Below are 12,579 nucleotides of genomic sequence, written 5' to 3'. Positions count from 1 at the left end.
CGAAAACGCTCTAGCGGCAGCGGTCCCAGAAGCCGGTGCGGCGGTCTGGCGTGCGGTAGTACCAGCACATGCCGTTGGCGGGGGGCGCGCCCACCAGCCCCGCCGCCATTCCCGGCTGGAGCATGCCCAGTGCGCCGCCGTTCCCCACCGGGCCGCCGGGACCCCAGCTCTGCGTGGGCGCGGGGAGGATCACCGGCGGCACCTGATTCATCAAGGGCGCGGCCAGCGGCGGCGGGGCCGGCTGAAGCGGTGCGGCAAGGGGCGCCGCGAGGGGCGCGCTCATCACTGGGCCGCGCTGGGGTGGCACCAGCGGGGGAGGCCGTGTCGGCGGGCCAAGGGCGGCAGGCGGCGCGGGCGGCGGCAGGCGTCCGGTTCCCACGGGTGCGCCGACCGGCTTCAGCGGGGCCACGGAGGGGGCAACAGACGGGGGACGCGCCAGCGGCGCCACCGGCTTCGGGGCCGGCCGCACCACGGGCGCCGCCGGGGTGAGCGGCGCCGGGCGCAGGGGGATGCCGACCTGAGCGCCGGCAGTGCCCGTTCCTCCCACCGCCAGGCTCGCCACCAGAGCGGCCAGCACCCTCCTCCGCGTCCCGCCGCGCATCATCGTCTCCCTGCGTCAGCCCCATGATCGGCGGCAAGATAGGCCGTTTGATGGGCCGCGCGACACGGTTTGAAGGAGCGGGCCGGAGAGGGGAAGGGCGTTGCCTGCCCTTGAGCGGGGAGCAGGGGCCGCCATCCCACGCGGGGGTGGCGGCGATGGTACTTCGCTTCAAGCCGGGACATGGCCTCCCGTCGCGCCCTTTGACCGCGCCGCGCGATGGGGGCAAGCTCCGGCCCGGATTCCATGCCAAGAATGCGTGCGCGGACAACATGCCCGCCAGGGAGTGCCTGCCGTGAGCTTTGCCCCTTGCCCCGACCCCACCCCCGGAGATGCCAGCAGCTGCGACGCGGTGGAGACGGTGATCATCCCGCGCGCGCATGACATCGGCGGCATGGAGGTGGCCCGCGTACTGCCCTCGGCCCAAGGGCAGATGATCGGGCCGTTCATCTTCTTCGATCGCATGGGGCCGGTGCGCTTCACCGCCCATCAGGCGCAGGATGTGCGTCCGCATCCCCATATCGGGCTTGCCACGGTCACCTACCTGTTCGACGGCATCATGGTCCACCGCGACAGCCTCGGCAACGAGCGGGTGATCGCGCCGGGCGCGGTGAATTTGATGACCGCCGGACGCGGCATCGTCCATTCCGAGCGGCACGACGCCACCGTGAAGGCGCGCGGTGGCCCGCTGTTCGGCATCCAAAGCTGGATCGCCCTGCCCAAGGCGCGGGAGGAGGACGCCCCGGACTTCCTCCACACCGGCGCCGAGGACCTGCCCGTGGTGTCCGACGGCGGGCTGACGGCGCGCATCATCCTGGGCAGCGCCTTCGGGGCGGCGTCTCCGGTGGCGCTGGCCTCGCCGGCCACCTATGCCGAAATCACGCTGGCGCCCGGCGCGCGCCTGCCCATCGACCCCACCCACGAGGATCGAGCCGTGTTCACCCTGGAAGGCGAGGTGGAGGTGGATGGCACCCGCTTCGAGCCGGGGCGCATGCTGGTGATCCGCCGGGGCCTTGCCACCAGCGCGCGGGCGATCACGCCGGCGCGGCTCATGCTGATGGGTGGCGAGCCGCTGGAAGGCCCGCGCTACATCTGGTGGAATTTCGTGTCCTCGGACCTGGAGCGGCTCGATGCCGCCAAGGCCGCATGGCGGGAGGGGCGGTTCGACCTCATCCCCATGGATCACGACGAGTTCATCCCGGCCCCCGAGGACGGCGCCGGCCGGCCGAGGCCTCAGGCGCCGCGCCCGTAAAGCCGGCGCGCGAAGACCGGTCCGCGTCCTGCTCCAAGAATCACGGGAGGGGGCAGTTCTGCGCCGCCTCGTCGTTTTCGTCCGAGCCGTGGGGCTGGACGATGGCCGGGGGATCGCTGGCCGGAAATGTCTCGTCGAGAGCCTCGTCGAGGGTCTGCGAATCGTGAGCCTTGTGCTCGCATCCGGCGGCGCGCGCGGCTTCGTCCGGCCCTGAGGGCGCGGGGTATTGCTTCGGCGCCGGGTCGGGACGCGAAACGGCGGGGGGATCGCTGGCCGGGAAGCTCTCCTCCAGCGCCTCGTCCAGCCGGGCTTCGGTCTGGGCGGAGCGATCCGGCGACACAGATGGCCTGCTGTTCACGGAAACATCCTCCAAGGTGCGGAAACAACGCCTCCGCAGCTCGGAATCAACGCCGGTGCCGGGCTTGCGTTCCCCTTTCGTCCCTGGCAATTGCGTGATCGGGCACCGACGCGCGCCGACACCGGAGACCCGGGGGAATCGGGTCTCCGGTCCAGGCGCATGGCTGTCGGCCCTCCATTCGAAGGTGGTACGAGACGCGAGAAGAAAAAACCGGGGGTGGCTGCAACCGGCCCCCGCGCCGAGGACGCGCGCAACTGATCACAAGACGTGTGAGCGCGAGACCAAGAGAAGCGTCTGAAGCTTCTCCTTTGCTGGGTTGGAAGCGCGTTCACCGCTCCGGCTGCTTCACCTGAACGGGTCCGGCTCCAGGCCACCCCCGGCAAGATGCCCCGGGAGGGGGGGCAAGCTTGGAAGATGCCGGGTCCGGACGATGCCGAACCCGTCAACAGGTTTCAGAAGAGGCTCAGAAGAACCCGAGCTCAGAAGAACCCGAGTTTCTTGGGGCTGTAGCTCACCAGCAGGTTCTTGGTCTGCTGGTAGTGGTCGAGCATCATCTTGTGGGTCTCGCGACCGATGCCGGACTGCTTGTAGCCGCCGAACGCCGCATGGGCGGGATAGGCGTGGTAGCAATTGGTCCACACCCGGCCGGCCTGGATCTCGCGGCCCATGCGATAGGCGCGCGAGCCGTCGCGGGTCCACACGCCGGCGCCGAGGCCGAACAGCGTGTCGTTGGCGATGGAGAGGGCCTCTTCCTCGTCCTTGAAGGTGGCCACCGACACCACCGGGCCGAAGATCTCCTCCTGGAACACCCGCATGTTGTTGGTGCCGAAGAACACGGTGGGCTTCACGTAGAAGCCGTCCGCAAGGTCGCCTTCGAGCAGGTTGCGCTCGCCGCCGGCCAGCACCTGCGCCCCCTCGGCCCGGCCGATGTCGATGTAGGAGAGGATCTTGTGCATCTGCTCCGAGGAGGCCTGCGCGCCGAGCATGGTGGCGGGATCGAGCGGCGAGCCCTGCTTGATGGCGGCGACGCGGGCCAGCGCCTTCTCCATGAACTTGTCGAAGATGCTTTCCTGCACCAGCGCGCGGCTGGGGCAGGTGCAGACCTCGCCCTGGTTGAGGGCGAACATGACGAAGCCTTCCACCGCCTTGTCGAGGAAGTCGTCGTCGTGGGCGGCCACGTCGTCGAAGAAGATGTTCGGCGACTTGCCGCCCAGTTCCAGCGTCACCGGGATGAGGTTCTGGCTGGCATAGCCCATGATGAGGCGGCCGGTGCCGGTCTCGCCGGTGAAGGCGATCTTGGAGATGCGGGTGGAGGAGGCGAGCGGCTTGCCGGCCTCGAGGCCGAAGCCGTTGACGATGTTGAGTACACCGGCGGGCAGCAGGTCGCCGATCAATTCGGCGAGCACCAGGATGGAGGCGGGGGTCTGCTCGGCGGGCTTCAGCACCACGCAATTGCCGGCGGCGAGCGCCGGGGCGAGCTTCCACACCGCCATCAGGATGGGGAAGTTCCAGGGAATGATCTGGCCGACCACACCGAGGGGCTCGTGATAGTGGTAGGCGACGGTGTCGTGATCGATCTCGGAAAGCGCGCCTTCCTGCGCCCGCACGCAGGCGGCAAAATAGCGGAAATGGTCGATGGCGAGGGGGATGTCGGCCGCCGTCGTCTCGCGGATCGGCTTGCCGTTGTCCCAGGTCTCGGCGCGGGCGAGCAGGTCGAGGTTGGCCTCCATGCGGTCGGCGATCTTGAGCAGCGCCAGGGCGCGGTCGGCGGCGGAGGTGCGGCCCCAGGCCTTCTTGGCGGCGTGGGCGGCGTCCAGCGCCCGCTCGATGTCGGCTTCGTCCGAGCGCGGCACTTCGCAGACCACCTTGCCGGTGATGGGCGAGATATTCTCGAAATAGTGCCCGTTCACCGGCTCCACGAAGGCGCCGCCGATGAAGTTGCCGTAGCGCGGCTTGAAGGGCGAGGCGTGCTGGCTGGCGAGGAATGCGGGTATGTTCATTATTCCCTCCCGAGAGTTGGTGCAGCGGATGGTTTGCAGCGCCCGTGCCAGATCTCGGGAGGGCGGCCGGCGGCTTTATTTGCACTGCGGGAAGATGCTGGCCTGTCTTGATTTTGCCAACGGCGGCCAAGCCTTGCCGGAACGTCCGCTGGACGCGACACGAATAGTCGTGCCAGACTGACGCACATAAGAACAAGAGCTGCGACACCTGTCGCGATTTGCGACAGGTGTTTCAGGGAGAAATGCCAAGCGAGGGACCAAGATGCCTGCTGCGCCGACGCCCGCCGTGTCGACCTCTGCACTGTCGTCCTGCGCCGCGACCGATGCCGTCCTTGCCGCCCGGCGCCGCTTCTTCTCCGGCGCGCCGGTGGCGGAGGACGCGCTGGCGCAGCCCATCCTGCGCTCCTGGACCCGCTGCGCCGCGCGGGGCCTGGGGCCGCAATCCCGTTCGCGGATGGAGCCGCTGACCGACGGCGAGTTCGCCGCCCGGCGCGAGCGCCACGAGGCCCTGCGCCGCCGCTGCCGCCCCGAGCTGGAGGCGCTCCACGCCGCCGCCCGTGCAGCGGACAGCATCGTCATCCTCACCGATCCGTCGGGGCTGGTGCTCGACACCGTGGGCAGCGCCGATTTCGCCGATCGCGCCGCCAAGGTGGCGCTGCGCCCCGGCGTGAGCTGGAGCGAGGCCGAGACCGGCACCAATGCCATCGGCACCGCCCTGGTGGAGCGCCGCCCGGTGGAGGTGCGCGGGGCCGAGCATTATGCCGAGGCCAACGGCATCCTCAGCTGTGCCGCCGCCCCCATCCACGACCCGTTCGGGGAACTGGTGGGCCTGCTCGACCTGTCGGGACCGGCCTCGGTGCCGCACCTGCATGCGCTGGCGCTGGTGGAACTGGCCGCCGGCCAGGTGGAGCACCGCATGTTCGAGGGCGCTTTCCCCGACCATAGCCTCGTGCGCTTCCACGCCGACCCGAGCTTCCTTGGCACCGCGCGCGAAGGCATCCTGGTGTTCGAGGAGTATCGCCTCGTCGCCGCCAACCGCCCGGGTCTCGCCCTGCTGGGCCTCGGCTGGGATGCGCTGGGCGCCAAGCGCTTCGGCGACCTGTTCGAGGGCAGCCTCGGCAAGGCGGGGGAAGAGCGGCGCGTGCGCACCCGTCGCGGCGACGTGGCCATGCGCCTCGAACGGCAGGGCCTGCCGGTGCGCACCATCGCGCCGCGCGCCGCACCCGCCGTGGAGCGCCCGGCTGCGCCTGTGCCCGCCCAGCCCCCCGTCCAGACGGGTCCGCGCTTCGACGCCGCTACGGAGCGCGACCTCGGCCGCGCCGTGCGCCTCATGGAGGCCGGCGTGCCGGTGCTGATCCAGGGCGAGACCGGCGTCGGCAAGGAAGTGTTCGCCCGCCAGATCCACCGGCGCGGCAACCGGGGCGCCAAGGCGTTCGCGGCAGTCAATTGCGCGGCCCTGCCCGAGGGCCTCATCGAATCCGAGCTGTTCGGCTACGAGGAGGGCGCCTTCACCGGCGCCCGCCGCGCCGGCTTCAAGGGCCTGTTCCGCGAGGCGGACGGGGGGGTGCTGTTCCTCGACGAGATCGGCGACATGCCGCTCTCCCTCCAGAGCCGCCTGCTTCGGGTGCTGCAGGAGCGGGAGGTGACGCCGCTCGGCGGCGGGCGGCCGGTGGCGGTGGATTTCGCCCTCGTCTGCGCCTCCCATCGCGACCTGAAGCAGCGGGTGGAGGAGGGCGCCTTCCGGGCCGACCTTTATTTCCGCATCGCCCAATATACCGTGACGCTTCCGGCGCTGCGGACCCTTGCCGATCGTGAGGCGCTGGTGGATCGCCTGTGGGCGGAACTGACGGGCGCCTGCCCCGATGCGCCGTCGCTTTCGGCCGAATGCCGGGCTGCGCTCGCCGGCCATGGCTGGCCGGGCAATTTCCGCCAGCTGGTGGGCGTCCTGCGGGTGCTCCAGGCCTTGGCGGAGCCGGGCGAGGTGCTGGGGGTGGAGGCTCTGCCGGCGGACGTGCGCAGCGCGCCGCTGGAATGGCGCGGCGCGGGCCGGCCGGCGGAGATCATGCCCGCCGGCGCCGAGGCCGGGGATTCGGTTTCACGGGAGCTTGGCGCGAGGGATCTCGAGTCACGAGATCTTGGCGCGGTGACGCGTGCGGCCATGGACTCGGCGCTGGCCGCCAGCGGCGGGAATGTCTCGCAGGCGGCCCGCCGGCTCGGCATCCACCGCAGCACCCTGCACCGCCATCTCGCCAGCCGCGGATCCCGCGGCGGGCATTGATACCGGCGCTCGATCAGGCCGCCGGCCGGACGGCACTCTCTGCGGCCTGCATCACCTCGGCGAGGGCGGGAAGGACCGTTTCGCGCATGCGGCGGCCGTAGAACAGCGCGAAATGGCCCGCATTGGGCACCACGATCTGCCGCTTCAGGTGGGCTGGAATGTTGACGCACAGATCGTGGGCGGCCTCGGTCTGGGTCCGGGCCGAGATGTCGTCCACTTCCCCTTCCACGGTGAGGAGGGCAGTGGTGGACAGGGCTTCGGCCCGCACCTCGTGCCCGGCGACGGTGAGACGGTCGCGGGCCAGGGCATTCTCGCGGAATACGGTTTCGACATTCTCCATGAAGAACTCGCCCGCCACGTCCATCATGCTCCAGCACAGGCGGGCGAGGGGAAAGCGCACGGGGTCGTCGCCGTCGTCGAAGGCGAGGCGGAACGGCAGGTCGCCCCCCGAAAGGCTCTGGCGCCACAGATAGAGGGCGAAGGCGTCGATCTGCCGCCAGGCGGGGAAGATGCGCCGCCCGGCGCCGGGAAAGGCGGAGGAGACGGTCTCGATCACCTGCCGCTCCAGCGCTTCCAGCGAGCGTTCCTGCAGCACGCGCCACAGGCGGGTGGGGTTGCGCGAGGGATCGATGGGGCCGCCGATCAGGCTGAGGCTTGCCGGCGCGGTTCCCGCCTCGGCGAGGAGGCAGGCGGCGGCGAAGGCCGGCAGGGCCCCCTGGCAGACGCCGATGATGTGGATGCCGCCCGTATCCCCCGCCAGAACGTCCCCCGCCAGCGCGCGCGCCATCTGCGCGGTCTCCACGCAGTTTTCGGCAAAGCCGAAGCGCCCGGCCGAGACCGGCACGTAGCGGGCATTGGGCCATTCGGTGACCGCCACCGCGTCGGCGACGTCGAGCAGCGCCATCACCAGGTCGCGCATGAGGAAGGGATAGGCCCCGGCCATGGGCGCCACCACCAGCACCCGGCGACGCGGCTGCGGGCTGCGCGAGAAGATCCGCAACTGGCCGAACGGCAGGCGGGCTCCCACCACGTCCGCCACGCTCGCGCCGAGCCCGGCGATGCCGAAGGCCTGGTAGGCCGCTTCGTTCAGGCGCTCGCTTTCGGCGGGCGCCCCGAAGTGAAGGGGGCGCAGATCGTCAAGCCACATGGCGCCGGTCGAACCTCCCGCATGGTCAGTGGGCATCATAGAGCCAGTTGTCCCCGCCGCGCCATGCCCCTGACGGGACAGGCGAAAACATCCCTACCCCGGTCCGCCGGCGGCGCGGATCAGAGCGCTTTCCAGCGAAGGGACCACCGGTTCGCGTGAAGACAACGCGTCACTGCAAGAGTTCAGAGCGAGGCGGCGGCGCGGGCGGCCTGGTCGTAATGGCCGGAGAGGGCGCGCATGAGGGCGGCGATCTCCGAGAGCTTGTCGGGGGCGATGCCGGTGGCCGCCACGGCGCCGGTGAGCAGGGCCTCGCGCACCTCGCGATAGCGCTCGCAGGTGGCGCGGCCCTGCTGCGAGGCGATGAGGGTCTTCTCCTTGCCCCGCCGCCCGGAGGCCACGAGGCCGAGGGCCTGGAGCTTCTTGGCCGCATAGGTGACGAGGTGGGTATCCTCCACGTCCAGCACGAGGCACAGGTCGGCGATGGTCTTCGGCCGGTCGCGATGCACCACGTGGTGGAGCACCTGCACGTCGAGGGGCGACAGGTCCGGCACGCCCGCCGCCGCCATGCAGCGCACCATCCAGCGGCCATAGGCATGGATGAGCATGTTGAGGCCGAACTCGAACTCGGACAGCGCCGGCAGCGCCCCGTCCGCGAGGTGGGCGGAGGAGACGATGGCGGGGCAGGGGCGGCCCTTCTCGCCCACGGCGTCGTTCATGGCCTCACCAGAAAGGTGGGGCGGGCAGGACCGGAGGCCGCCAGAGGCAAGGCGAGAGCCGGGGCGGCGTGGGTGCCGGAACCGCAGGCAAAGCCCGAAAGTGTGCCCATGGTGTCCTCATCCCCGGCGGATGCGCCCGTTTCGGCAGCGCCATGAAGTCAGGTGGCTGGTTGCCCGTGGGGGGATGTTAAGTCATCTCGATAAGTCGTCAACGAACCATCGATGTTTCTTCTTCATGAGGCTTCGGCGCCTTGTCGACCCTGTCCCGGAGCGGTCGCGGACAAGCAAAAGGGCGCCCGCGTGGCGGACGCCCTGTGCTGCACTGCGTCGAAGGTGGGGCTCAGAAGGAGAGCGCGCCGACCTTCTCCACTTCCACGTGGTCGGCCACGCGGCTGATCTTCAGGGTGGTGCCGCTGCGGCCCACCGGGCCGGGCAGGGAGATCACCTGCTGCTGGCCGGGCTGGAGCAGCGTGGACACGCGGATCACGGCCGGAGCGGCGTTGGGCTCGGCGGCGGCATCGACGGTGGTGATCACCTCGTAGCCCTTGGCATCCTTGACCCAATAGGTCACGGCGGAAGCCTTGCCGCCCAGGTGGGTCACGATGGCCTGACGCTCCGCGGGAAGCGGCTCGCCGGCGAAGGTGGTGGCGGCCACGGTCACAGCCGCCGTGGCAAGGAGGCCGGCCGCGCCGACGATCTTGAGGATGTTGTTCATGTCAGCCTCTGCGCACGCGTGCGGCCGACGGCCTAGGTTTCGGTGCGCTTATCTGCGATGAACATACCGTGATTGCTGCAATGCACAATCCGCATTTTCCGCAATACAGAAATGCATTCCATTCAGGGCAAGCTCCACCCTGATACCAATTTGCCCCAAAAAGCACGATGGTGAGCGGACTGCCGCAGCTTGAAGCTCCGGCATCCACCCGCCCCGCTCAGGCCGCCAGCGCCGCCTCCACCCCTGCCGCGATGGCGAAGAGGGCTGCATCCGTGCCGGGCGCGCCGGCCAGCATCAGCCCTACGGGCGCGCCGGGGAGGGGCAGGGAGATGGCGCAGCCGTCGATCATGTTGATGAGGGTGGGGTTGCGCAGGGAAAGGATGTTGGCGCGGCCATAGGCGTCGTCGTCGGTGGCGAGATCGGCGATCTTCGGCGGCAGGATGGCGACCGTGGGCATCACCAGCGCGTCGAAGCCGGCAAGCCGCGCCGCCGCCCGCGCCACCAGCGCCCGGCGCGCGGCCACCAGCTCCACATAATCGGCGGCCGACTGCTCGGCCCCGCGCTTGATGCGGCCGGCGACGCGCGGATCGTAGGCGTCGGCCTTCTCCGCCAGCAGGCGGCGATGCACCGCATAGCTCTCAGCGGCGGAAAAGCCGCCCTTGGCGTTGATGGTGGCCACCTCGCCGAACTCCGGGAAGGGCGCGGAGACGATATGCGCGCCGGCCTGCGCCAGCGCGTCCACCGCCACTTCGAAGGCCTTGGCGACCTCGGGGTCGAGCCCGTCCAGCGCCACGGTGGTGGGCACCAGCAGGCGCAGCCCCTTGACCGGGCGCGGCGCCAGCGGCGCCGGCTCGGCGCCGGCGAGGATGGCGTCCAGCGCCGCGCAGCAGGCCACCGAGCGGGCGATGGGGCCGATGGAATCCAGCGTCGTGGAGAGCGGGAAGGCGCCCTCGCGCGGCACACGGCTGGCGGTGGGCTTGTAGCCGGTGATGCCGCAGAAGGCCGCCGGGATGCGGCAGGAGCCGCCGGTGTCGGTGCCGAGCGCGGCGTGGGCCATGCCGTCCGCCACCGCCACCGCCCCGCCGGAGCTGGAGCCGCCGGAGACGCGCCCACCGGTCTGGCTTTCACCTTCCGCGCGCTCGAACGGGGCGCGCGGGTGGCCGTAATGCGGGTTCATGCCGAGGCCGGAATAGGCGAACTCGGTCATGGTGTTGCGGCCGAGGAGGACGAACCCCGCCCGGCGCAGGCGCGCCACCGCCGGGGCATCCGCCGTGGCGGGCGCATGGTCCTTCAGCACCTTGGAGCCGGCGGCGGTGACCTCGCCCTGAACGTCGAACAGGTCCTTCACCGAAATGGGGATGCCGGCGAAGGGCGAGGGCGCCGCCCCCGCCTGCCGCAGGTCATCCTGCGCCTGCGCCGCCTTCAGCGCGCCCTCCCGGTTCACCGAGACGAAGGCGCGGGCGCCTTCGCCGGCCGGGTCGGCGATGCGATCGAGGCAGGCCTCCGCCAGGGCCCGCGCCGTGGTGCGCCCGGAGGCGAGGTCTTGGGCGAGGGCGGCAAGGGTCGGCTGGGGCATGGCGAAGTCCGGATCAGCAGAGGGGGTGGGCGGGATCAGGCCGGGTCGAAATAGTGGATTTCGAGCAGCATGCAGCCCTTATCCGATTTGAACGGCCCGTGGAACGCGCCCGGGGGGCGCACCGCATAGGTGAAGGGCGAGAAGCTCTCGCCGCCCTCGCCCTTGTCGTCATTGCCCACGGTGAGATCGCCGGTGACCAGGAACACCTCTTCCCAGTATTCGTGCACGAAGGGCTTGGTGGTGAAGACGCCGGCGTCGAACTTCAGCAGGCGCGTGCGCGAGCCGCTCTTGTTCTCTTCATCCAGCGCGCCGGAGAGGATCTTCTGCTTGATGCCTTCCGGATAGCCGGGCGGCACTTCCCAGCCGGTGGCGAGGTCGAGGGTGTGGAACTCGTCGTGGATCTTGGTGATGGGCATGGGGGCAGTCCTGCGGTGAAAAGGGATCACTCGGCGGCGCGGGCGGCGGGCTGGGCCACTTCGTCGGCGAGGGAATAGGAGGAGAGCATCATGTCGAGCAGGCGCTCGGCGCCGGCCCAGTCATAGGTGCGGAAGGAGTGGTTCTTCACCACGAAGCCGGCACCCGCGTAGAACATCTCGTACTGGGCGTGGCGGGAGGCGAATTCCGAGCCCACCGCGTCCCAGGCGAGCTTGTAGAACTTCACCTTTTCTTCCGCGCTGGCGGCAGGCGACTGCTGGGTCTTGGCGATGAGGGCGGCCAGCTCCGGGTTCTGATAGTCATGCACCGAGGAGGGCAGCATGATCATGCCGCCGCCGGCCAGCTCCCGCAGGCTGGTGATGAACTTGCCGTAGAGCTGCTGGGTCAGCGTCTGCGCGGCATAGAGGGTGTGGCGGTCGGGCACGAAATAGGGGCCGTAGAAGCTGCCCTTGGCCTCCATGGCGGTGACGAAGGCGTCCACCATGGCGGCCTCGGCGGCGAGCTGGCCCAGGGTCTCGCGCACCTGCGGGAAGCCGGTGGTGCCGTTCACCTCGGCGGTGCGCCGGGCGATGGCGAGCAGGAATTTCAGCTTCACCGACAGGCGGATCTGGGCCTGGTAGTTCTGGTAGACATGGGCCGGGGTGGCATGGAACTGCCGGCCGGTCATGGCGATGTCGCCGGCGATGAAGACCCGGTCCCACGGCACCTTCACGTCGTCGAAGTAGAGCACCGCGTCATTCTCGTCGAAGCGGCTCGACAGGGGATTGTCGAACACGGACGGCGCGGCCGCCTCATAGGACTTGCGCGACAGGATCTTCAGGCCCTTGGTGTTCATGGGAATGGCGAAGGAGAGGGCGTAGCGCTCCTCGCCCTTCTGCAGCGGCTGGATGCAGGTAACGAACACCTCGTTGGCCATGATGCCGCCGGTGGCGAGCATCTTCGCCCCGCGCACGGTGATGCCCAAGGTGTCCTCGTCCACGATCGCGGCAGACAGGAACGGGTCGGCCTGCTCCGCCGCGTTCTTCGAGCGGTCCGCCTGCGGGTTGATGATGACGTAGGTGAGATAAAGATCGTTGTCGCGGGCATGGCGATAGTAATCGCCAAGCGCCCGGGCGCGGGCCGGATCGTACAGCTCGAACTGGTCGAGGCCCATGTACATGCCGGAGATGCAGGAGGCCACATGGTCCGGCGCGCGGCCGAGGAAGCCGGCGTGCAGCTCGGTCCAGGCTTCCAGGCCCCGGCGACGGGTCTTCAGTTCCTCATAGCTCGTGGGCAACTGCCAGATGCGGTTGGCGAGCGTTCCGGTGTCGGTCTCGAAGGTCATCAGCGCCCTGTTGTCCGGCGCGCTGTGGAAATCGAACATGCGCCCCACCGAGGCCACCGCGCGGCGGAAGGCGGGGTGGGCGGTGGCGTCGGAAATTTTCTGGCCGTCGAGGAAGATCTCGCGGCCGTCCCTGAGGCTGGCGATGTGGGCGCTGCCGGTCTTGATCATGGCTGGTGCTCC

General features: G+C 69.9%; 11 protein-coding genes. 2 read left to right on the top strand and 9 right to left on the bottom strand.

Features of this window, described 5'->3' with window-relative positions; translation table 11 throughout:
• Window positions 1-10: 10 nt before the first annotated feature.
• Window positions 11-577, bottom strand: coding sequence for a hypothetical protein (locus FZ033_RS06520; RefSeq protein WP_188079346.1), 567 nt, complete (start codon window positions 575-577; stop codon window positions 11-13).
• Window positions 578-893: 316 nt separating this feature from the next.
• On the opposite strand from FZ033_RS06520, the gene FZ033_RS06515 reads away from it, so the two are divergent.
• A complete protein-coding gene (locus tag FZ033_RS06515; protein WP_149575326.1) occupies window positions 894-1,850 on the top strand; it encodes a pirin family protein in 957 nt (318 codons plus the stop codon).
• Window positions 1,851-1,890: 40 nt separating this feature from the next.
• Here FZ033_RS06515 and FZ033_RS23985 read toward each other — a convergent pair whose 3' ends face one another.
• Entirely contained in the window at window positions 1,891-2,208 is a 318-nt protein-coding gene (locus FZ033_RS23985) for a hypothetical protein (RefSeq protein ID WP_188079345.1), read from the bottom strand.
• Window positions 2,209-2,687: 479 nt separating this feature from the next.
• Window positions 2,688-4,208 carry an aldehyde dehydrogenase gene (adh, locus tag FZ033_RS06505; RefSeq protein WP_149575325.1) on the bottom strand — a complete coding sequence of 507 codons (1,521 nt, stop codon included), beginning with the start codon at window positions 4,206-4,208 and terminating at the stop codon, window positions 2,688-2,690.
• Window positions 4,209-4,470: 262 nt separating this feature from the next.
• Between adh and FZ033_RS06500 the strand changes: the two genes are divergently transcribed.
• Complete coding sequence (locus tag FZ033_RS06500) at window positions 4,471-6,486, top strand: sigma-54-dependent Fis family transcriptional regulator (RefSeq protein WP_188079344.1); 2,016 nt, start codon at window positions 4,471-4,473, stop codon at window positions 6,484-6,486.
• Window positions 6,487-6,499: 13 nt separating this feature from the next.
• Here FZ033_RS06500 and FZ033_RS06495 read toward each other — a convergent pair whose 3' ends face one another.
• From FZ033_RS06495 to FZ033_RS06470, 6 genes are all read right to left on the bottom strand, one after another.
• Complete coding sequence (locus tag FZ033_RS06495) at window positions 6,500-7,633, bottom strand: alpha/beta hydrolase family protein (protein ID WP_188079343.1); 1,134 nt, start codon at window positions 7,631-7,633, stop codon at window positions 6,500-6,502.
• Between the two features lie 182 nt (window positions 7,634-7,815).
• Entirely contained in the window at window positions 7,816-8,349 is a 534-nt protein-coding gene (locus tag FZ033_RS06490; RefSeq protein ID WP_149575323.1) for a winged helix DNA-binding protein, read from the bottom strand.
• A 340-nt stretch (window positions 8,350-8,689) separates the two neighbouring features.
• Window positions 8,690-9,064 (bottom strand): hypothetical protein, encoded by a 375-nt coding sequence (locus FZ033_RS06485; protein ID WP_138400357.1) that lies wholly within the window; start codon window positions 9,062-9,064, stop codon window positions 8,690-8,692.
• A gap of 217 nt (window positions 9,065-9,281) precedes the next feature.
• Window positions 9,282-10,640 (bottom strand): amidase, encoded by a 1,359-nt coding sequence (locus tag FZ033_RS06480; protein ID WP_149575322.1) that lies wholly within the window; start codon window positions 10,638-10,640, stop codon window positions 9,282-9,284.
• A 35-nt stretch (window positions 10,641-10,675) separates the two neighbouring features.
• Window positions 10,676-11,056, bottom strand: a complete 381-nt coding sequence (locus FZ033_RS06475) for a cupin domain-containing protein (RefSeq protein ID WP_149575321.1) — start codon at window positions 11,054-11,056, stop codon at window positions 10,676-10,678.
• Between the two features lie 26 nt (window positions 11,057-11,082).
• Window positions 11,083-12,567, bottom strand: a complete 1,485-nt coding sequence (locus FZ033_RS06470) for a 4-hydroxyphenylacetate 3-hydroxylase family protein (RefSeq protein ID WP_149575320.1) — start codon at window positions 12,565-12,567, stop codon at window positions 11,083-11,085.
• Between the last annotated feature and the right edge of the window lie 12 nt (window positions 12,568-12,579).

Origin of the sequence: Xanthobacter oligotrophicus (assembly GCF_008364685.1) — a bacterium.
GTDB classification, from domain to species: domain Bacteria; phylum Pseudomonadota; class Alphaproteobacteria; order Rhizobiales; family Xanthobacteraceae; genus Xanthobacter; species Xanthobacter oligotrophicus.
The sequence above is the reverse complement of the archived record's forward strand: the minus strand, read 5'-3'. Positions and strand labels throughout refer to the sequence as shown.